Origin of the sequence: Streptomyces monashensis, assembly GCF_001866665.1 — a bacterium.
GTDB classification, from domain to species: Bacteria; Actinomycetota; Actinomycetes; order Streptomycetales; family Streptomycetaceae; genus Streptomyces; species Streptomyces monashensis.
In genome coordinates this window covers 104,355-124,398 of sequence record NZ_MLYO01000010.1, presented here as the reverse complement: position 1 = coordinate 124,398, position 20,044 = coordinate 104,355, and the positions used below count along the sequence as shown (strand labels likewise).

At 72.2% G+C, this 20,044-nt stretch carries 21 protein-coding genes and 2 pseudogenes; 17 read left to right on the top strand and 6 right to left on the bottom strand.

Annotated features, from left to right (window positions below; genetic code table 11):
- Nucleotides 1-235: 235 nt before the first annotated feature.
- Nucleotides 236-958 carry a helix-turn-helix transcriptional regulator gene (locus tag BIV23_RS03320; protein WP_079172915.1) on the bottom strand — a complete coding sequence of 241 codons (723 nt, stop codon included), beginning with the start codon at nt 956-958 and terminating at the stop codon, nt 236-238.
- Nucleotides 959-1,253: 295 nt separating this feature from the next.
- On the opposite strand from BIV23_RS03320, the gene BIV23_RS03315 reads away from it, so the two are divergent.
- The gene (locus BIV23_RS03315; RefSeq protein WP_071379190.1) at nt 1,254-2,522 is read left to right on the top strand and encodes a COG1470 family protein; all 1,269 of its coding nucleotides are present in this window, start codon (nt 1,254-1,256) and stop codon (nt 2,520-2,522) included.
- Between the two features lie 193 nt (nt 2,523-2,715).
- On the opposite strand, the gene BIV23_RS03310 is transcribed toward BIV23_RS03315, so the two are convergent.
- Nucleotides 2,716-3,411 (bottom strand): TetR family transcriptional regulator, encoded by a 696-nt coding sequence (locus BIV23_RS03310; protein ID WP_071379189.1) that lies wholly within the window; start codon nt 3,409-3,411, stop codon nt 2,716-2,718.
- Nucleotides 3,412-4,063: 652 nt separating this feature from the next.
- On the opposite strand from BIV23_RS03310, the gene BIV23_RS03300 reads away from it, so the two are divergent.
- The 4 genes from BIV23_RS03300 (at nt 4,064) to BIV23_RS03285 (ending at nt 8,133) form a co-directional block, all read left to right on the top strand.
- Nucleotides 4,064-4,426: a 5-carboxymethyl-2-hydroxymuconate Delta-isomerase gene (locus tag BIV23_RS03300; protein WP_071379187.1), complete on the top strand. Its 363-nt coding sequence runs from the start codon at nt 4,064-4,066 to the stop codon at nt 4,424-4,426.
- A gap of 126 nt (nt 4,427-4,552) precedes the next feature.
- Entirely contained in the window at nt 4,553-5,206 is a 654-nt protein-coding gene (locus tag BIV23_RS03295; protein ID WP_071379186.1) for a maleylpyruvate isomerase N-terminal domain-containing protein, read from the top strand.
- A gap of 166 nt (nt 5,207-5,372) precedes the next feature.
- Nucleotides 5,373-7,553 carry an MMPL family transporter gene (locus BIV23_RS03290; protein WP_071379185.1) on the top strand — a complete coding sequence of 727 codons (2,181 nt, stop codon included), beginning with the start codon at nt 5,373-5,375 and terminating at the stop codon, nt 7,551-7,553.
- A 184-nt stretch (nt 7,554-7,737) separates the two neighbouring features.
- Complete coding sequence (locus BIV23_RS03285) at nt 7,738-8,133, top strand: GNAT family N-acetyltransferase (RefSeq protein ID WP_071379184.1); 396 nt, start codon at nt 7,738-7,740, stop codon at nt 8,131-8,133.
- A gap of 20 nt (nt 8,134-8,153) precedes the next feature.
- Here BIV23_RS03285 and BIV23_RS03280 read toward each other — a convergent pair whose 3' ends face one another.
- On the bottom strand, nt 8,154-9,041 hold the full coding sequence (locus tag BIV23_RS03280; RefSeq protein WP_071379183.1) for an MBL fold metallo-hydrolase: 888 nt from the start codon (nt 9,039-9,041) through the stop codon (nt 8,154-8,156).
- Here BIV23_RS03280 and BIV23_RS45625 point away from each other — a divergent pair.
- From BIV23_RS45625 to BIV23_RS03250, 6 genes are all read left to right on the top strand, one after another.
- Nucleotides 9,040-9,795, top strand: a complete 756-nt coding sequence (locus tag BIV23_RS45625; protein WP_079172914.1) for a substrate-binding domain-containing protein — start codon at nt 9,040-9,042, stop codon at nt 9,793-9,795. The two genes, BIV23_RS03280 and BIV23_RS45625, sit on opposite strands and share 2 nt — an antisense overlap.
- An 83-nt stretch (nt 9,796-9,878) precedes the next feature.
- On the top strand, nt 9,879-10,472 hold the full coding sequence (locus BIV23_RS03270; RefSeq protein WP_071379181.1) for a DinB family protein: 594 nt from the start codon (nt 9,879-9,881) through the stop codon (nt 10,470-10,472).
- A gap of 268 nt (nt 10,473-10,740) precedes the next feature.
- Nucleotides 10,741-11,688 carry an ABC transporter ATP-binding protein gene (locus tag BIV23_RS03265; RefSeq protein ID WP_071379180.1) on the top strand — a complete coding sequence of 316 codons (948 nt, stop codon included), beginning with the start codon at nt 10,741-10,743 and terminating at the stop codon, nt 11,686-11,688.
- The gene (locus BIV23_RS03260; RefSeq protein ID WP_071379179.1) at nt 11,685-12,533 is read left to right on the top strand and encodes an ABC-2 transporter permease; all 849 of its coding nucleotides are present in this window, start codon (nt 11,685-11,687) and stop codon (nt 12,531-12,533) included. Before BIV23_RS03265 ends, BIV23_RS03260 begins: the two co-directional genes overlap by 4 nt.
- Before the next feature lie 59 nt (nt 12,534-12,592).
- The gene (locus BIV23_RS03255) at nt 12,593-13,861 is read left to right on the top strand and encodes a sensor histidine kinase (protein ID WP_071379250.1); all 1,269 of its coding nucleotides are present in this window, start codon (nt 12,593-12,595) and stop codon (nt 13,859-13,861) included.
- Nucleotides 13,858-14,526: a response regulator gene (locus BIV23_RS03250; protein ID WP_071379178.1), complete on the top strand. Its 669-nt coding sequence runs from the start codon at nt 13,858-13,860 to the stop codon at nt 14,524-14,526. Before BIV23_RS03255 ends, BIV23_RS03250 begins: the two co-directional genes overlap by 4 nt.
- A 15-nt stretch (nt 14,527-14,541) precedes the next feature.
- On the opposite strand, the gene BIV23_RS51510 is transcribed toward BIV23_RS03250, so the two are convergent.
- Nucleotides 14,542-14,700, bottom strand: a complete 159-nt coding sequence (locus tag BIV23_RS51510) for a hypothetical protein (protein ID WP_245790336.1) — start codon at nt 14,698-14,700, stop codon at nt 14,542-14,544.
- Between the two features lie 344 nt (nt 14,701-15,044).
- A pseudogene (locus tag BIV23_RS53830) lies at nt 15,045-15,356 on the bottom strand (LysE family translocator); the annotation flags it as partial.
- Between the two features lie 25 nt (nt 15,357-15,381).
- Between BIV23_RS53830 and BIV23_RS53825 the strand changes: the two are divergent.
- Together BIV23_RS53825 and BIV23_RS48300 are read left to right on the top strand one after the other, a co-directional pair.
- Nucleotides 15,382-15,543: pseudogene (locus BIV23_RS53825) on the top strand (helix-turn-helix domain-containing protein); the annotation flags it as partial.
- The gene (locus BIV23_RS48300; protein WP_177239688.1) at nt 15,498-16,382 is read left to right on the top strand and encodes a LysR family transcriptional regulator substrate-binding protein; all 885 of its coding nucleotides are present in this window, start codon (nt 15,498-15,500) and stop codon (nt 16,380-16,382) included. The pseudogene BIV23_RS53825 and the gene BIV23_RS48300, both read left to right, overlap by 46 nt.
- Here BIV23_RS48300 and BIV23_RS03235 read toward each other — a convergent pair.
- Complete coding sequence (locus BIV23_RS03235) at nt 16,321-17,067, bottom strand: TetR/AcrR family transcriptional regulator (RefSeq protein ID WP_079172911.1); 747 nt, start codon at nt 17,065-17,067, stop codon at nt 16,321-16,323. The two genes, BIV23_RS48300 and BIV23_RS03235, sit on opposite strands and share 62 nt — an antisense overlap.
- Nucleotides 17,068-17,159: 92 nt before the next feature.
- Between BIV23_RS03235 and BIV23_RS03230 the strand changes: the two genes are divergently transcribed.
- The 4 genes from BIV23_RS03230 to BIV23_RS03215 all read left to right on the top strand — a co-directional run bounded on the left by BIV23_RS03230 (nt 17,160) and on the right by BIV23_RS03215 (nt 19,922).
- A complete protein-coding gene (locus tag BIV23_RS03230; RefSeq protein ID WP_071379175.1) occupies nt 17,160-18,029 on the top strand; it encodes an NmrA family NAD(P)-binding protein in 870 nt (289 codons plus the stop codon).
- A gap of 80 nt (nt 18,030-18,109) precedes the next feature.
- Entirely contained in the window at nt 18,110-18,811 is a 702-nt protein-coding gene (locus BIV23_RS03225; protein ID WP_071379174.1) for a hypothetical protein, read from the top strand.
- A 95-nt stretch (nt 18,812-18,906) separates the two neighbouring features.
- Complete coding sequence (tatA, locus tag BIV23_RS03220; protein ID WP_071379173.1) at nt 18,907-19,209, top strand: Sec-independent protein translocase subunit TatA; 303 nt, start codon at nt 18,907-18,909, stop codon at nt 19,207-19,209.
- A 137-nt stretch (nt 19,210-19,346) separates the two neighbouring features.
- Nucleotides 19,347-19,922, top strand: a complete 576-nt coding sequence (locus tag BIV23_RS03215; protein ID WP_071379172.1) for a TerD family protein — start codon at nt 19,347-19,349, stop codon at nt 19,920-19,922.
- The last annotated feature ends 122 nt before the right edge of the window (nt 19,923-20,044 follow it).

Below are 20,044 nucleotides of genomic sequence, written 5' to 3'. Positions count from 1 at the left end.
CTTGGAACACCAGGGTGTGCCCGGCCACTGTGCACCCGCACGTGTGCCGCGCGGCAGGGCGGCGGGGCCGTGTCCGGGGGAAGCGGGGGCTGCGCTTTCGGGCAATCGCCGGGTGCCGGGCGCGCTGCGGGCGGGGGGATTCCCGCAGCGCGCCCGGGTGCCCGGCCGGCTCGTCAGATCAGCCCGCCGCGGTCGAAGCGCGGTCCGGAGCGTGCCCCGGTACGCAACTGGGCCTTCATATCAGCCCGTTGCGCAGCGCGTAGCCCACCGCGTGGGCCCGGTTGCGCAGTTGCAGCCGGGTGGTGATCTCGTGCAGGACGTTCTTGACGGTCCGCTCGGAGTACGCCGTCTTCTGCGCGATCTCCGACGTGTCGAAGCCCTCCGCGACCAGGCGCAGCATGTCCGCCTCCCGCGCGGTCAGCGTGGACAGGGCGAGGCCGCGCGGATCGAGCGCCGAGCGCTGGAGACCGCCCACATGAGTCAGCAGCTTGCCGAGCAGGTCACCGGGGAGCACCCCCTCGCCCTTGGCCATCGCGAGCACCAGATGCAGCAGCCGGTCCTGGTCGGCTTCGGCCCGCCGCAGCACCGCCGCGACACCGCACTCGATGACACGTTGCAGCGCCGCGGTCTCGAACGTACCGACCACGAGCCCGGTACGGGTGCCGGCATTGCGCTGCAGCCGTTGCAGCAGGGCGATGACATCGTCGTCCACGGAATCGACGATCACCAGCGACGTCCGTGCCCGGTCCGCCTCGGCCTCGTCGACCAGCTCCACCTCGGGACGTTGGCGCAACTGGTGGACGACGCCGATGCGCAGCACCAGATCCTGCGCGTACACCGCCACGGAGACCCGGCGCGTCCGGTCCTCGGGAGAGGTGCGCTGCGTCGTCGCGGGAGGAGGGATGGTGAGCGTCGTGCGGGTGGGCATCAGGAGGTTCTCCTTCACGGAGCCAGACATACTGGGCACCTGTTTCACAGGGACGAGAGGAACAGGACGAGAAGAGCTGAGGGGGACGCACCGGGCCAAGGAGGCGCGCGGCACGGGTGGCACCGGAGGGCGGCGCGCGCCGTGCGGGAGGGGTTCAACTGTCCGGCCGCACGGAGGAGTTGACCTTGACCGCTGGGGGCACGCCGACTGCCCGGGAATTGCCCTCGCATCTCTCGCGATGCTCCGGATCCGGTTCTACGGTCGTGGCGTGACGCCATCTGCTGCCTCTTCCGGCCCCGGAGCGCCCGGTCTCGACATCCCTGCCGTGACCGTGACACCGGGCGGTACCGCCTCCACCAGCCTGACCGTTCGCAACGACAGCGATATCGTCGAGGCGTACACCCTGGAGGTCGTGGGCGACTGCGCCGCCTGGACCACCGTGGAACCCGCGCGGGTCTCGCTCTACCCCGGCACCTCCGAGACGGTGACCATCCGGCTGGCCCCGCCGCGCTCCCCCGACGTCCGTGCGGGTGATGTGCCCCTGGCCGTACGGGTGTTGCCGACCGAGCACCCCGAATCGGTCACGGTCCCCGAGACCACCGTGCACATCGAGGCGTTCCACGAGCTGCGCACCGAGGTCCTCCCGCGCCGTCGGCGCGGCTGGCTCCGCGGCCGCTACCGGCTCGCGGTGCGCAACGAGGGCAACACCCCGGCCCAGGTCTCCTTCGCACCGGAACAGCCGGGTGAGGAGCTGAAGTTCGGGTTCACGCCCCCCGAACTGACCCTGGAGCCAGGGGAATCGGCGGAGACCCGGCTGCGGTCGCGTATCGGCAAACCGGTCTGGTTCGGCAAACCGGTGGTCTGGCCATTCACCGTGCACGCGACGGACGCCGAGGCGGCGGCCGAGGCCGAGCGGCCGGGAGCCCCCGTACGCCCGCCGCTGGAGGCGGAGTTCGTCCAGATCCCGGTCTTCCCGAAGTGGTTGCTGGCGGTGCTCGCGGCGCTGATCGCGCTCCTCCTGGCCTGGTTCGCGCTGGTCCGCCCGGCGGTGCGCAGCGCCGCCAAGCAGGCGGCCGACGAGGTGGTCCAGCCCCGGCCGACCCCCGGCAACAGCCAGAACGGGCAGTCCCCGGGCACCGGTACCGGCAAGGGCACGGGCAAGCAGCAGGGCGGCGGCCAGGGCGACGGCGGTTCCGGCGGCACGGGAGGTACCGGCGGCACGGAGTCCGGGAACGGGCAGCAGAGCTCGACCACGATCGACGTACAGACGGCGGGCGGGGCGAACAAGACCGGTACCTATGTGGTTCCCAAGGGTAAGATCTTCGGCATCACGGACATCGTGGTCGCCAACTTCCAGGGCGACGAGGGGCTTTTGACGATCACGTTCGGGGACCGGAAGATCACCACGATCGCGCTGGAGACCTTCCGCAACCAGGACTACCACTGGGTCACCCCCATCAAGATCCCCGCGGACGCCACCGTCACCATGAACGTGAACTGCGCGAAGCCGGGCACGCCTGCGACAGGTCGGCAGGCGGCGCAGTGTCATGAGGTCCTGAACGTGAGTGGTGTGCTCAGTGATGTCACACGGTGAAGTGGTTCCTGCGCATATCGTTCGCCTGGTGCGGCCAGAGGGGAAGAGGTGACTCTTACTCCGACCGAAAACCGACATGGGGTACGTGTAAACAGCATGTTTCCCGAATCCCCGCGTGCCCCGGAATCACGGCGTCCGCGCTGATCAGGCCGGTCGGAACGGAGTAATCGAGGCCGCGGGGGGATTGGCCGGTTTACGCGCTGCGCTCCGGTGACCGCAGGACGTCGAACGCGTCCTGGAGCAGCGCGGCGAAGTCGGCCACCCCGGCTGAACCGGCCTCCGCGGCCCCGTGCGAACCGTTCGCGGCATCGCCCTGTGCGCCGGTTTCGGCCTCGCCCCGCGTGTGGATGAGCAGGGCGCTGCGCACGGCGGCCACGGAGGACCGGGCCAGGACCGAGGCGCGCAACGCGCGCCGGCGGGAGGGTTCTTCGGGGTCGAGGCCGGCGAAGCGCTCGGTGAGGGCGGCGGTGATGCCGTCCTCGAAATCGGTCAGGACATGGGTACGCCGGGCCTGTCCGCTCAGCGCGCGCGGCGGCGCGCCGACGACGAGGATGGCGAGACCGCCGTCGACTCCGGCCGCGGCCGCGAGCAGGCTGTGGAGTACGGCGGTCACGGGCGGCTCGTCGGCGGGCCGCCGCAGGATCTCGCGCCGTACGAGCGGGACGAAGTCGAGGATCTCGGCGAAGACGAGGTCTTCCTTCGAGGGGAAGTAGCGGAAGAAGGTGCGCTCGGTGACGCCGGCGGCCGCCGCGATGTCCTTGACCGTGGTGTCCTGGTAGCCGCACTCGGCGAACATCCGCGTCGCCGTCCGGAGCAGGGCGCTGCGCGTGGCGGCCTTCTTCCGGTCCCGCCGTCCCGGTTCCGTCTCCCGTGTCACCTGCTCGTCCACCCGCTCATCCTGTCATGGTGCCGAGAGCGCACGGAGATGACGTGAGCGCGGAAAGGCCATGGTGTCGCCGGGCGACGCCGGCCGTCCTGGTCGCACCCCGGGGGGCCACCCGCCGCCCCGGTCGCGCCCGTGCCGCCGGGGTGCCCTGAGAGCGCGCCGTCGGCCGGGGCCGCACCACAGCGGTGGGCGGCCCCGCCGAGGCGCCATCCCTCGGTGGCGGCCGAGGGGGGTACGGCCGTCGGCGCCGTCCCCGGCACGAACCGAATCGGCATGCGGCGGCCGATCAGCCTCGCGGCGCCGCCGAGGACGAAGCCGTGACAGGCCACCGGGCCGTGCCCGTTCCCCTGGGCCGGCCGCATCGCGAGCCCGGCCACGGTGCGTACGCGGCCGGCGCCCGCTCCTTCGCGGCCGGCGCGGTCAGCGCCGGCATCAGCGGTGAGCCACAGGACCACTGGGCCGGCGCGGCGAGCACGGTGAGCGTGATGATGTTCCCCTTGCGCTCACGCGGCTCGTCCCCCGGTGGAGGACCCTGGTCGTGGGTCGGCGATCACTGTGGTCGAGCGGCTGTCCGGGGGGTGCGGTGCGGCCTCCGAAGCGCATGAGGGAAAATAGTTGCCTAGTGAAACCACCGGGATCATGTGAAAGGTCCTCCATGCCGCACCTCACCGTCGACTACTCCTCCCACCTGGCCGGATCATTCGACCCGGCGGCCCTGGTGAAGGAGCTGCACCCGCTCGTGGTCGAGGAGTCCGGCACGACGGGGGTGTGCAAGACACTGCTGCGCCCGGTGGTGACGTTCGTGGGGGACCGGCCGAGCGAGGAGGCGGTCTTCGTGCACGTGGAGGTCGGGCTCATGCCGGGCCGCCCCGAGACGCAGAAGACGCGCCTGTCCGAGGCGGTGCTGGCGCTGCTGGGCAAGCATCTGCGGGTCGAGGGTGTGCCGCCGGAGGCGGTCCTCTCGGTGGAGGTGAGGGACCTCGCCGCCTCCTACCGGCTGTCGCCGTCCGCCCGCTGAGCCCGCGGCCGGGTCCCGCCCCCGCGTCGCGTGACCTCCGCCCCTCTGACCCGCTCGAACGACGTGTCCTGGAGACCCGCTCGAATTCGCTTGAGTGCCCTTCCGCTCCCGCACTACGTTGCCAGGGTGGATCTCTTCACACGTTCCTGGACGGCGCTGCGCTCGGCGGTCGCCGCACTCCCGGACGAGGACTTCGAACGGCCCTCGGGCTGCGTCGGCTGGCTGGTGCGGGACCTGGTGTGCCACCTGGTCATCGATGCCCAGGACGTGCTGATCACCCTGGTCACGCCCGCCACGGGGGAGCCGACCGCGGACGCGGTCGGCTACTGGAAGCCGGTCGAACCCCCGACCGGTGAGGACCCGCTCGACGCACTGATCCCCCGGCTGGCCGCCGCCTACGGCGACCCCCGGTTGCTCACGTTCCATCTGGACGACGTCGGCTCCGCCGCGGGCCGGGCCGCCGAACTCGCCGACCCGGCCGCGCGCGTGAGCACCCGGGGCGAGGTGCTGAGCGTGGGCGACTACCTGTCCGCGTACGTCGTCGAGTGGACCCTGCACCACCTCGACCTGATAGCGCACCTGTCGTCCGCACCCCGGCCGCCCACCGAGACCCTCGCGGCGGCGCGCACCGCGCTGGAGAAGATCGTGGGAACCGCGTTCCCCGCCTCGTTCTCCGACGCGGACGCCCTGCTGATCGGCACCGGCCGGCGTGAGCCGACCGACTCCGAGCGCGACGAACTGGGTGAACTGGCCGGGAATCTCCCCTTCTTTCTAGGCTGAGCACCACACTTGTCATCTGCTGAGATGACGTTCGTATCGGGTCACTACCATGTGGCCCCAAGACAACCGATCGGCCGGTTCGCACCGTGTGTTCCGGCCGGGGTCGCCGATGCCAGGGACCGCTCCCCGGGCTGCGGTGATCTTCCTGTCCAGGAGGACCTTCCGCATGTTCCGACGTATTGGCAACACCGTCGTCCGACATCCCGTGTGGACGATCGTGGCATGGCTCATCGCCGCGGTGGCGGTCATAGCCACCGCCCCCGGTCTGCCCTCGAACAGTGACGAGAGCAGCTTCCTGCCCAAGAGTTACGAGTCCATCAAGGCCTCGGTCACCCAGGAGAAGGCGTTCCCCAGCGCCTTCACCCCGTCCGCGATCGCGCTCTACCAGCGCACCGACGGCGGCAAGCTGACCGCCGCCGACCAGAAGGACATCGCCCGGATCACCACCGAGCTGGGCGCCAAGCACATCGACCAGGTGCAGAAGGTCGTCCCCGGCCCGCCGTCCAAGGACGGCAAGTACTCCATGACCCTGGTCCAGATGGACAACAAGAACGCCGGCCAGCCCAAACAGGCCGACGCCGCCAAGGTGTTGCGCGACGACGTCAAGCAACTGGCCAAGGGCACCCATCTCGACGTCAAGCTCGGCGGCTCCGCCGCGCAGGCCCTCGACCAGCAGGACTCGTCCAAGCGAGGCCAGGCGCTGATCGGCTTCGGCACCTTCGCGATCATCCTGGTGACCCTGCTGATCATCTTCCGGGCGCCGATCCTGGCCATTCTCCCGCTGGTGCTCATCGGCCTGGTCGCGGGCATCGCCAACGGACTGATCGCGTACGCCACCAAGCTGTTCGGCCTCCAGGCCAACAGCTCGATCTCGTCGATCCTGATCGTCGTGCTCTTCGGTGTGGGTACGGACTACTTCCTGTTCCTGATGTTCCGCTACCGCGAACGCCTGCGCGCCGGTGACGAGCCCAAGCTGGCCATGGTCAACGCCGTGGGCCGGGTCGGCGAGGCCATCGCCTCGGCCGCCGGCGCGGTCATCATCGCCTTCCTGGCGCTGGTGCTGTCCACGCTGGGCTTCCTCAAGCAGATGGGTCCTGCGCTCGCCATCGCGGTCGGCGTCACCCTGCTCGCCGGTCTGACCCTGATCCCGGCCGTGGTCTCGCTCATCGGACCGAAGGTCTTCTGGCCGTCGAAGTCCTGGCAGCGTGAGCCGGAGAACGCGCGGTTCGCCGCCCTCGGCCGCGGAGTGCGGCGCCGCCCGGCGCTGACCGCCGTGGTCTCCGGCCTCGTCCTGGTCGCCCTGTCGCTCGGCACGCTCGGCTTCAAGGCCACCTTCGACCTGGCGTCCGGCTCCATGCCGAAGACCAAGGAGTCCATGGTCGTCCAGGACGAGATGCAGAAGGCGTACTCGGCGGGCGCCGCCTCGCCCACTGACGTCTTTCTGTCCACCAGCGACGGCAAGCCGCTGGACACGTCCGGCTTCGCCGCGTACGCGCAGAAGCTCGGGGCCGTGGACGGCGTCGCGAACGTCCGGATGAGCCAGGTGAGCAAGGACGGCACCACCGCGGACTTCACCGTCACGCTCAAGTACGAGGCGTCGACGGACAAGGCGATAGAGGCCGTGGGCAAGGTGCGCGACGTCGCCCACTCCGACGCACCCCAGGGCACCAAGGCGGTCGTCGGCGGTATCTCCTCGATCTACAAGGACATCAACACCGCCGTCAACCACGACTACAAGACGGTCTTCCCGGTGGCCGCGCTGCTCATCATGGTCATCCTGGGCCTGCTGCTGCGCAGCGTGGTCGCCCCCTTGTACCTGATGGCCTCGGTGGGCCTCGGCTTCGGTGCCACCCTCGGCGCCACCGTGTGGATCTTCCAGAACGGCGAGGGACACTCGGGGCTGATGTTCATGCTCCCGGTGATCATGTATCTGTTCGTGGTCGCCATCGGCACCGACTACAACATCCTCATGATCGCCCGGCTGCGCGAGGAGGCCCGCGAGGGCCGCGAGCCGCGCGAGGCGGCCGGCATGGCGCTGAAGTATGCCGGACCGACCGTCGCGGCGGCCGGGTTCATCCTGGCGGCGACCTTCGCCACGATGATGCTGGCAGGCAACTCGCTGCTCACGGAGATGGGTTTCGCGGTCTCCTTCGGCATCATCGTCGCCGCGTTCGTCATGGCGATGTTCTTCACGCCGAGCCTGACCGCCCTGATCGGCCACGCGGCCTGGTGGCCGGGCCACGGCGACCGGGCCGAGCAGCCGACGCCCGCGGCAGGCACCACCGGCCACGGTTCCGTCCCGGCTCCGGGCACCGACCGGGACGCCGTCGGCGGACACCGCAACTAGCGGCAGCGTGATCACAGGGGAGTCCTGCCCGACCACACCGGCCCGGCAGGGCCCCCCTTCGCCATGTCGGGCCGGTGTGGCCGGAGACGAACCGCGCGGGCCACGCCGCGGCCGACCCGGTCCTGTCCCCGGGCCAGGGCCGGGCCGGCGGCTCCGACCGGTCGTGCGCCCGTACGATCGGCGCGTGACGATCACCTACGAGTGGCGCGGCGACCTCGACGACGACGCCCTCGACGCGCTGCACGCCGACGGCTTCGGGCACCCGGTCGGCCGGTCCGAGTGGCGTGCGCGGCTGGAGCGGCACAGCCTCGGCTGGGTGTGTGCCCGTGAGGACGGCACCCTGGTCGGCTTCGTCAACGTGGCCTGGGACGGCGGGGCGCATGCCTTCCTCGTGGACACGGTGGTCGCGCGCCACTGCCGTCGTCGCGGGGTGGGCGCCGCACTCGTCGCGGCCGCCGCCGAGGGGGCGCGGTCCGCCCGATGTGCCTGGCTGCACGTCGACTTCGAGGACCACCTGCGTCCGTTCCACCTCGACGCCTGTGGCTTCGAGGAGACAGCGGCCGGACTGCTCGCGCTGTGACCCCGTGACGGAGGACGCGGCTACCAGCGCACCGCCGTGAAGTCGATGGGCCGGGGCCGCAGTTCGCGGGTGCGTGCCGCCAGCCGGCGCAGCCGTGCCGCCATGTCGTCGGCCGGGAGGTGGCATCGGTCGCCGTGGCCCGGCAGCAGCCACTCGAAGCGCAGCCGGTCGACGGTGCGGGCCAGCGAGGACGCCAACTCGCCGATGGAGTACCAGGTGACGGTCTCGGCCACCTCGATGTCCCCGGTGCCGCGCGACCAGTAGAAGCTGTCGCCGCTGAAGCAGTACCGCTCGTCCGCGACGAACAGCACGCTGCCCCTGGTGTGTCCGGGGAGCGGAAAGGCGGTCACGCCGTCGGCGATCTCCGTCGGGCCGGTGCCGCGCAGCACATGATCGGCGTCCGGCGCCGCATCGAGGTCGCCCTCGTGGATCCACAGCCGCGCGCCGAGCCGGTCGGCGTACCGGCGGCCGTGTGCCACGTGGTCGCGGTGGGTGAGCAGGACGTCGGTGACGGGGCCCAGCCCCTCGTAGCGATCGGCCAGCGTCGTGCTCCAGCGCGGGGTGTCCACCAGCATCGCGGTGCCGTCGGGGCGGCGCAGCAGGTAGGAGTTGGCGCCCGCGGTGCGCGGGGAGTTGTGCCCGCACAGGAACACGGTGTCGTCCAGCGCCAGCGGGAAGGGGTCCTGGGCCGCGTCCAGCCGTCCGGACGGAGGGCGCACGGACCGGGTGTGGCAGGCGTTCGCGGCCAGGTGCATCCGCCGCACCTCGTCCCGGTCGCGCGGCTGGCGCAGGACCGCCGAGCGGCCGTCGACCTCGCCGATCAGGCCGGGGGCCAGTTGCCGGGCGACGTCGCAGTTCGTGCAGCGGTCGTCCACGTACCAGCCGTCCTCTAACCGTTCGTCGCCCATGGCCCGTTCCTCTCCTCGCAGCGTGCTCGCCGCCCCTGTTGCCGACTCTCCAGAGGTATCCCGCGGCGTACACATATCGGAAGGGGGTCCAGGCCTTGTACTTGCGAAGGCGCGCTGCTCTCGGGCGAGCTCGACGGGCGGGATGTCGCCGGCGGCACGCATGGCTCGCGGGCCGGCATCCGGAGCCGACGTGAGTGACCCCTCGCCCGGGCCGCGCGACACGGACGCGGCTCGACGTGCCCGTGGTGTTCCTGGAGAACGGCCTCGGGCAGGGTGCCCCGCGCGCCACCGCCGACTCGGTGACCGGTGCCCGCGCCGCCACGGAACATCCGCTGGGGCACGGCCTTACCACGGTCCGGCACATCGCGGGCCCGCGCGGCTGGACCTCCACCGGACCGCGCGCGGCCAGCCGGCCCGACTCCGTGACGCCACCGCGGTGTTCGCGGCCGGCGGCCAGGTGGCTCTGGGTGCCCTGCGCGCCTTCCACGAGACCGGCCGCACCGTCCCGGACGAGCTCGGCGTTCGGCGTGGTGGGCTGCGGCGACATCCCCGAGGGGCCCACTTCCTGCCGCCCCTGACCACCGTGCGCGCGGACGTCGCGGGGATCGGCACCCGCTCCCCGCGACTGCTGCTCGATGGCATCGACCGCAGGACCACACCGCCGACGGCGCCCACCGTCTCCGTGGAGCTCGTCGGCCGCCGCGGCACCGACCCGGCCGCTGACGCGGGTCAACTCCCTTCGTGGCACCGATAGTTCACTCGACCTGGTGCGGCGGTCCGTCGTGAGCGGTGGGCAAAAGCGGTGGACAAAGATCACGCGAGCGCCAGACTGGCCCCATGACCGCCCCGGATGCCAAGGCCGACCTTCACTTCTACCTCCAGTCCGCCCGAGACGCCCTGCTGTGGAAGCTCGACGGACTCTCGGAGTACGACATCCGCCGCCCGCTGACGCCGACCGGCACCAATCTCCTGGGCCTGGTGAAACACGCGGGCTGCGCCGAACTGGGCTACCTGGGCGACACGTTCGGACGGCCCTGCGGCGAACCGGGGCCCTGGTTCGGAGACGACACCGAGCCCAACGCCCATATGTGGGCCACCGCCGACGAGTCACGCGCGTACATCGTGGAGCGTTACCGCCTGGCGTGGGCACACGCGGACGCCACGATCGACGCGCTGGCACTGGACACGATCGGCCGGGTGCCGTGGTGGCCGGACGGCAGGGACGAGGTGACGCTGCATCACGCCCTGGTGCGCGTGATCGCCGACACGCACCGGCACGCGGGGCACGCCGACATCGTCAGGGAACTCCTCGACGGCGCCGTGGGGATGAACGAGGACAACACCGCCCTGCCGTCGGACGAGTCGGCGTGGTGGGAGGACTACCGGAGCCGACTGGAGCGCGTGGCTCGGGAGGTCGCCGAGGACGCGTGACGTCCGGCCGGACGGGTCTCGTCGCTCAGCGTGCGACCGGCCTCCTGGAAGAGGGGGAGCCCTGCCCTCGATGTGGTGGGAGACCGACACCGAAGCGCTCGGGGCCGTGCCGGTCGATGGGTGCGTGCGGTGGTCGTAGTACCCGGGTACCACGCCCCGGGCCGGGTTCAGTCCCCGGTACCACCGGATCTGGGGAGTGCGGATCTTAGCGTGGGCGGTGAGGCGTCGGCGGCTGTCGGCGGCGCCGCGGCCGACAGAGAGAACGCGCATGATCGAGGCACAGCAGCTGACCAAGAGGTACGGCGAGAAGACGGCCGTGGACGGGCTGGACTTCACCGTCAAACCCGGCACCGTGACCGGCTTCCTCGGCCCCAACGGCGCCGGGAAGTCCACCACCATGCGCATGATCGTCGGGCTCGACGCCCCGACCAGCGGCTCGGTCACGGTCAACGGGCAGCCCTACGCCCGGCACCGGGCACCCCTTCAGGAGGTCGGCGCGCTGCTGGAGGCGAAGTCGATCCACCCGGGCCGCTCGGCCTACCACCACCTGCGCACGCTCGCGCTGACGCACGGGATCCCCCGGAGCCGGGTCGACGAGGTCATCGACCTCGCCGGTCTCGGCAGTGTGGCGAAGAAGCGCGCCGGGGCCTTCTCCCTCGGCATGGGCCAGCGGCTCGGCATCGCGGCCGCGCTCCTCGGCGACCCGCAGACGGTGATGCTGGACGAGCCGGTCAACGGGCTCGACCCCGCGGGCGTCCTGTGGATCCGCAACCTGCTCAAGGCGCTCGCCGACGAGGGCCGGACCGTGTTCGTGTCCTCCCACCTGATGAGTGAGATGGCCCTGGTGGCCGACCACCTCATCATCGTGGGGCGCGGCCGGCTGCTGGCCGACACCACCGTGCCGGACCTCATCGCCGAGGCGGGCGGCGACGTCGTCAAGGTCGTCACGGGCGAGGCGGGGCGGCTGCGGGACGCGCTGGCCGGGCCCGGCGTCGACATCACGGGCCGCATCGGCTCGGAGGAACTCCAGGTCACCGGCCTGAGCGCCCGCGAGATCGGGTCGACGGCGGCCGAGCACGGCATCGCGCTGTTCGAGCTGACCCCGCGGACCGTCTCGCTGGAGGAGGCCTTCATGAACCTGACCAGGGACGCCGTCGAGTACCACGGCTCCACCACCGCCACCGAGACGCCGGAAGCCGCCGGGAGGACCGCATGAGCACCCTGACCACCACGGCGGAGACCGAGGCACCCGCCGCCGCTCCCGCCCGCCCCGCCTACCGGGTCACCGGCCGGCGCGTGCTCTCCTCGGAGTGGGCCAAGCTCTGGACGCTGCGCTCCACCTGGATCACCCTCGGGCTGGCCCTGCTGTTCATGGTCGCGTTCGGGCTGATCGCCTCCGCCCGTTACAAGTCCAACATCGACTCGGGCCACCACATGGACGGGGACTTCGCCCGCTCCACCGCCGTCAGCCTGTCCCTCTTCGGTACGCACTTCGCCCAGCTCGCCCTCGGCGTCCTCGGCGTGCTCGTCACCGCGGGCGAGTACTCGACCGGCATGATCCGCTCCACGCTCGCCGCCGTACCCCGCCGGCTGCCCGTGCTGTGGTCCAAGGCGGCCGTCTACGGGCTCGTCGCGCTCGTGGTGGCGACCCTCGGCGCGTTCGTCACCTTCGGGATCGGCAGCGGGATGATCTCCGGCACGCCCGCCGCGATGGGCTTCTCGCACGCCGGTGTCGCCCGCAGCCTGCTCGGCGCCGGGCTCTATCTCGGCCTGGTCGGCGTCATCGGCACCGCCCTGGGCGCGCTGCTGCGCTCCGTCGCCGGCGGCATCTCCGTCCTGGTGGCGACGCTGATGCTGATCCCCGGCCTGATCTCGCTGCTGCCCAGCTCCTGGCAGGACAACATCAACCCGTACCTGCCGAGCAACGCCGGCGAGTCCATGTTCGCCCTGACCCACGACAGCACCACCCTGTCGCCCATGGCCGGACTGCTGGTCTTCCTCGGCTGGACGGCACTCGCGCTGGCCGGTGCGGCGTACCGGCTGGTGCGCAGCGACGTCTGACCACCCTGCACCATGGGCAGGTGACATCCTTGACGACCACCACCGACGACATCGGCGGCATGGGGCCGCTGCTGGCCCGGATCTCCCGGGGCGGGCAGCGGCTGCGGCAGGCCGACCGCGCCCACCCCTGGGTGCTGGACACCGCGGTGGTGGTCGTCGTCTTCCTGCTGTTCTGCCTGCCGGACCTGCTGCACGGGCACGACGGCGGCGACGGCGACGGTGACGCCCCGCGCCGCCTCTGGCTCGCCTTCACCCGGCTTCCCCCGGCGGCCATGCTGGCCCTGCAGGCGGGGCTCGTGCTGCCGCTGCTGTGGCGGCGGCGCCGGCCCATGGCCGCCTTCGGTGTGATCGCGGCCGTGTTCGTCGTGCAGTGGTCCCTGGGCGCCGTGCTGCGCGCGGACGTCGCCCTGTTCATCGCCCTGTACAGCCTGACCCTGCACGGCAGGCCGCGGCAGCTGCCCTGGGCCTGCGGGGTCATGGCCGCCGGAATGGTCCTGGTCGCGGTCCGCGCGTCGGTCGCAGTGTCCGTCTGGGACGCGCTGTTCTTCCTGCTGAGCACCGCGATCGCGGCCCTCGCGCTCGGGCTGACGGTGCGGATCCGCCGGGCCCAGCTCGCCGGGCTGCGCGACCGCGCGGCCCGCCTGGAGATCGAGCGCGACCAGCGCAGCAGGCTCGCGGCCGCCGCCGAGCGCGCCCGAGTGGCCCGTGAGATGCACGACATCGTCGGGCACAACCTCTCCGTCATGATCACCCTCGCCGACGCCGGCGCGTACGCCACGGCCACGGCCCCCGAGCGCGGCAAGGAGGCGCTCGAACTCATCGGTGACACCGGCCGTATGGCCCTCGGCGAGCTGCGGCGCGTCCTCGGTGTGCTCCGCGAGGACCCGGACGGCACTCCCCGGCCGCCCGAACTCAGTCCCCAGCCCGGCATCGCGGACCTCCCGACACTGTGCGACGGTGTCCGCACGGCAGGCCTGGACGTCGTCTACCGGACCGCCGGTGACGTGGACGCCCTGGACAGCGGGGTGCAGCTGGCGGTCTACCGCATCGTCCAGGAGGCCCTCACCAACACCCTGAAGCACGCCGGGGCCGACACCCGGGTGAAACTGTCGGTCGTCGTCGAGGACACCCGCCTGCTCGTCCGGGTCCGGGACGACGGACCGGCGGCCGGGCACCCGGCGCCGCCGAACGAGGAAGGACACGGCCTGGTGGGCATGCGAGAGAGAGCCGCGCTCTACGGCGGACACGTCAGCGCCGGACCCGCGCCCGGCGGGGGCTGGGCCGTGGCGGCCACGCTCGACCTGACCCCCGAGGGCGGTGCCCGGTGACGACCGTGCTCGTCGTGGACGACCAGCCGCTCCAGCGCTTCGGATTCCGCATGCTCCTCGACGCCGTCGCCGAGACGGAGGTCGTCGGCGAGGCGGCGCACGGCGGCGAGGCCGTCCGCAAGGCCGCCGAGCTGCGCCCCGACGTCGTCCTGATGGACGTCCGGATGCCCGGCATGGACGGCATCGAGGCCACCCGGCGCATCACCGCCGCGGGCGACCGCTCCCGGGTCCTCGTGCTGACCACCTTCGACCTCGACGAGTACGTCCACGCCGCGCTCCGGGCCGGGGCCAGCGGCTTCCTGCTGAAGGACGCGCGTCCCGAGGAACTCCTCGCCGGGATCCGCGCCGTCGCCGCCGGTGACGCCGTGATCGCCCCGTCCCTGACCCGCCGCCTCCTGGACGAGTTCGCCCGCTACGGCCCCGTACCCGGCGACGACGGCACCGACGACGCCCGGCTGCGGTCCCTCACCGACCGCGAGCGCGAGATCCTCGTCGCCGTCGGCAAGGGCTGGACCAACGGCGAGATCGCCGCCCGTTTCGTCCTGTCCGAGTCCACGGTCAAGACCCATGTCGGCCGCGTTCTGGCCAAGATCGGCGCCCGTGACCGCATCCAGGCCGTGATCTTCGCCTACGACCACGGGCTCGCCCGCCCGAACGCCGGCTGACGCCCGCTCCACCGGTCACCCCGGCGCCGTGCCGGAGGTGCGGAAGCGGGCGGGCGCGACCCCGAGGCGCCGCCGGAAGACCCGGCACGGTGTTTCGGACGAGCCGAACCCGGCCGGCCGCGGGACCTCCTCGACGCTGTGCGCGTCGCCCTCCAGCAGCGCCTGCGCGGCCACGGTGCGCGGGCTCGACGTACTGCCCCGGTGTCATCATGGCGGGTCATGATGGCGGCTGGGCAGCACGCGGCTGAAGCCCGGCGCGGCGTCAGACGCCCGCGGCCACTGCCACCCCCAGGACGAGCAGGACGACACCGGTGGCCAGCCCCGGTGCCCGACTGGCCGCCGGCCTGGTGACCAGGGCGCCCGCGCTGGACGAGCCAGGTGAACAGCGGATACCAGCAGGTCGTCACCAGCGCCCGGAGCCCGCCCGGAGCGGCGCCGGACAGGAAGACCGGGCCGCTCGCCGTGACGAACTGAGGCAGCACCGAGACCGCGAACACGCCCGCCTTGGGGTTGCCCGGACTCGTGCCGAGCCCCGTGGCGAAGCCGCTGCGGAAGCCGGTCCCGCCGGTCCCGCCGGCCTCGGCGGCGGGGGACCCTTCGCTCCCGGAGCCCGCGGCGGACCGGCGCGCGGACCACAGCGTCCGTGTCCCGAGCGCGACCAGGACGCCTCCGCCGACGAGCCGGATCGCGGCGTAGGAACGGGGAATGGCGAGCAGGACGGCGAAGAGCCCGGCCCCGGCGGCCACGGACCACAGGAGCAGGCCGCTGGCGTTGCCCGCGATCGTGCCCCGGGCCGTGCGCAGTCCGCTCGTCAGCACCTGACGGATCATGACGGCCTGACCGGCGCCGGGCGGCATGGCCGGCAGCCAGGTGGTGACCAGGAACGAGCACGGCTCCCTCACCTCGGCCGCCCATGCCCTGCGGCTCACGCCCGCCGCCGTGACCCAGCAGGTGGCCAGGGCCGAGCGCGAGTGGCAGGTACCGCTCGTGCTGCGCGGGCCGCGTGGTGCGACCCTCACCGAGGCCGGCGCCCTGCTCGCCGTGCGCGGACGGACCGTCGACGCGGCGGCGCAGCAGACCGCCACGGACATGGGGGCACTCCTCGGGCATCTGTCCCTGCGCCTGCGGGTCGGCGCCTTCCAGGCCGCGGCCCTCCACCTGGTGCCACCGGCGCTGACCGCCCTGCGTCACCGCCATCCCGACGCCGACGTCTCCGTGGTCGACCTCGCGTCGGCCGCGGGCTGGGCGAGTTCACCGCCGGTCGGCTGGACCTGGCGGTCGTCGCCTTCTTCGGTCCCGCCCCCGAACTGCCGCCGCGCGTCCGCGCACACCGGCTGCTGCCCGACCCCATGGTCGTCGTCCTGCCCGACGACCATCTGCCGGCGGCCCGCACATCGCCGGGCAGCCCCCTGCGGCTGGAGCGGCTGCGCGGTGAGTCCTGGGTGGCGATCCCGGCCGGTCACTCCGCCCGCGAGCAGCTCGACCGGGCCGCGGGCGAAGCCGTCTTCAGGCCCAGGGTGCGCTTCGAGACCGAGTCGTACGACGTGGCCCAGGGGCTGGTCGGTGCGGGCAGCGGCGTGGCCCTGGTCTCGCGCCTGGCCCTGACCGACACGCCGGCACCACGTACCGCGAACTCGTCCGGCTCCGGCCGTACCGCGAGATCCACGCGGTCACCCAGGCCGACACGACGGAGTTCCCGGCGAGCGGCTGACGGCCGCGGCGGGCCGGCGGCGGGACCGCCAGTGGTGCGGTACGGCCGTCCGGTGCCTCTCAGTGCCTCGGCGTCGTGGCGCCTCAGTCCTCGGTGGCGAGACGGCCGAGCCACTCGCGCAGAAGATACTGTTCCGCGCCGCTGAGGGCCGTCTGGTCGGGGAGCGCGGCGCGCAGGGCCCGGGCCGCGCCGGCCGGGCCCGGCTTGCGCACGGCCGGCTCCGCGTGGGTGACGGCGGTGACCATGGCCTCGCGCAGAGCCGTCAACAGGGCGGATCTGCGGTCGCCTTCGGGCAGGGAGAGCCAGGTGAGCACCGCGCCGCGTGCCGTGGCGTGGATGATCGCGGCCGCCAGTTCCTCGTCCACGCGCAGCCAGCCGCCGGCGGCCAGGCGCCGGATGCGGCCCCGCAGGATCTCGATGCCGGTCCGGTAGGCGGCTGATGCGGTCGCCGAGGGCTCGCTGTACATCAGCGTGTAGAGCGCGGGATGGGTCAGACCGAACTCGACCGCGAGGTCCCATCCGGCCCGCAGGTCCTCGATGAGGTCCGGCGGGTCCGGGTCGACGCGCTTGGACGCGAGAAACGTGGCGAAGCCGTGCTCGGCGACCGCCTCCAGCAGTCCGTCCTTGTCGCCGAACAGGCGGTAGATGGCGGGCGGTTGGACGCCCGCGGCGTCGGCGACCGCACGGGTCGTGACCGCGTCGCGGCCGCCGGATTCCAGCAGGCCGATCGCGGCCTCGACGATCCGCCGCCGGGGCTGCTCGTGACCTGGGGAAACGGGAGCGGGATCGGTGGCGGCGGCACCGATCCCGCTGTGTGAGGAGGACGGCATGTATCAACGATACCGAATTTTCGTTTCCCTCGTTAGTATCGGTGGTATCGTAAATGTGATTCCACTGGAACTCCCACCCTCTGGAGTGCATCGTGATCATCGTGACCGGAGCGAACGGACAACTCGGACGCCGGGTCGTCGACCGGCTGCTGACGCGGATCCCCGCGGAGCGTGTCGGCGTGAGCGTCCGCGAGCCGCACAGGGCGCAGGCCCTCGCCAACCGCGGGGTTCGGGTGCGGCAAGGAAGTTTCACCGACCCCGCGAGCCTCGCCCACGCCTTCGAGGGCGCCACGCAGGTGCTCCTGGTCTCCGTCGACAAGATGGGCGAGGAGACCGTGCGGGAGCATCGCGACGCCATCGCGGCGGCCGTCGAGGCAGGAGCCCGCCGCATCCTCTACACCAGCCAGATGGGCGCCTCGGCCGCCTCGCACTTCCAGGCCTGCCGCGACCACGACGCCACCGAGTCCGCCCTGCGCGCGTGCGGCGTGCCGTTCACCTCGCTGCGCAACGGCTTCCATGCCGCCAGCGCGCTGCTGCTCCTCGGCTCCGCCCTGGAAACCGGTGAGATCGCCCTCCCGGAGGACGGGCCCGTGTGCTGGACCACGCACGACGACCTCGCTGAGGCCGCCGCCGTCGTGCTGGCGGACGAGGGCCGCTTCGAGGGCCCGACGCCGTCGCTCACCGCCGGTCAGGCCCTGACCTTCGCCGACATCGCCGCCCTCGCCACCGAGCTGACGGGCCGTGCCGTGAAGCGGACCGTCGTGTCCGACGAGGAGTTCCGGGAGCGGATGGTGGGTCAGGGCGCCCCTGACGAGGTCGCCGACCAGCTGCTGGGCATATTCGCCGCGAGCCGTGCCGGTGAGTTCGGTGCCGCCGACCCGGCTCTGCCGGCCCTCCTCGGCCGCGAACCGGTCACGATGGACACGGTGCTGCGCGACCGGCTGTCAGGGGGTGGTGCCTAAACTGATCCGGCGCGTGTGCGCCGGGCGGTCCGCCAGGTGGTCGCATCGGCGTGCGCGGCCGACTCCCGGAGGGGACGGGCATGCCGGATTCCGTGCGACCGAGGCGCCACCGCTGGCTCGCCGTGGCGGTCCTCGCCCTTGCGCTGTACGTCGTCCTGCGCGCCGCGGGACTCTTCGGCGGCGATGACGACAGCGACGACACCCCGCCGCCGGCGAAGGCGTCGGCCACCGCGCCGACCCCCTCCTCCGGCGCCTCGCCCCCCACCGCCACTCCGTCGGCCGCGGCCGCCTCGTCGTACGACCCCGCCCAGTACGCCGCACAGGTCCGTACCCGGGCCCGGCAGGCCGGCGTCAGCGCCCAGCTGCTGATGGCGATCCTCTACAACGAGGCCTACAAACCGCACGACCCGGCCTTCGAGCGGGCCTGGCAGAAGTACAAGCCGGACGCGGCCTTCGGTATCGCGAACATGCACCGTGCCACCTTCGACGAGGTCAAACAGGGCCGGGACTTCGCACGCCGCGGCTGGGACGAGCTGCCGGACGACCGCGGCCTCGCGATCGAGGCCGAGGCCTGGTACGTGCACGACCTGGCGGCCCAGCTGCCCACCGCGCGGACCGCCGCCTACTCGAAGGACGACCTGCTGGCGCTCGGCTACAACGCGGGCGCGGGCAACATGCTCGCCTTCGCCCGTGGCGCGAGCCCAGGCGGCCAGGCCCGCTCGTATCTGGACCGTCTGCACGCGAACTGGGCCAAGGCGGGCAAGGCGGTCGGCGCGGGGTGACCGCGATTGCCGGTCTCCGGCGCCCGGCCGGGGACGACGGTACGGACACGGTTGTACAGTTGCGCAAAAAGGCAATCTAGAGAGGGGTGGGCGCGATGCTCCGCAACGGACTGGAACCCTGGCATCTGCTGATCGTGGCGATCATCATCATCCTGCTGTTCGGCTCGAAGAAGCTGCCGGATGCGGCCCGGGGCCTGGGCAAGTCCATGCGCATCCTCAAGAGCGAGGCCAAGGCCATGAAGGAGGACGGCGCCCCCGCTCCCGCCGAGGACACGGACACGGCCGCGACCGCCGCGCCGGCCCCCCGCCTCACCAAGGCCGCGTCCGAGGCGACGGAGACCACCGCGCCGGCGCGGGAGGCCGCCGCACCGGCGACGGAGAACCGCGCGGCGCACTGACACGGCCGGCCGCACCTCCCACGCCGATGACGGTCCTCTGCGACGATTCAACCTTTGCGCAAATCGTGGAACCGTGACGGTGAGCTGGACGTTCAACCCAGTGAACGGACAGAGGACGGCAGTCGGGAGGACGAGTCGTGGGAGTTTCCCTGGGCAAGGGCGGCAACGTGTCGCTGAGCAAGCAGGCGCCGGGACTGAGCGCTGTGGTGGTCGGACTGGGCTGGGACGTCCGGACCACCACGGGCGCGGACTACGACCTGGACGCCTCCGCCCTGCTCTGTGACGCCTCCGGGAAAGTGGTCTCCGACCAGCATTTCGTCTTCTACAACAACCTCAGGAGCCCCGACGGCTCGGTGGAGCACACGGGAGACAACCTCACCGGTGAAGGTGAGGGCGACGACGAGTCGATCAAGGTGAACCTGGCCGCCGTACCGGGTGAGATCGCCAAGATCGTCTTTCCCGTCTCCATCCATGACGCCGATGTCCGGGGCCAGAGTTTCGGTCAGGTGCGCAACGCGTTCATCCGCGTCGTGAACCAGGCGAACGACCAGGAGATCGCCCGTTACGACCTCTCCGAGGACGCCTCGACCGAGACCGCGATGGTCTTCGGCGAGCTGTACCGGCACGCCGCCGAGTGGAAGTTCCGCGCGGTGGGCCAGGGCTACGCCTCCGGCCTGCGCGGCATCGCCCAGGACTTCGGCGTCAACGTCTGACGGAACCTGCCGCCCGGCCCCCCGTCGGCGCCGCGCGACGGGGGCGCCGGATCTCCGGATCTCCTGACAGACTGGGCAGCCGAACTCGCCCTCAGGGCAAGCGACTTCCGCGGACAGGAGCA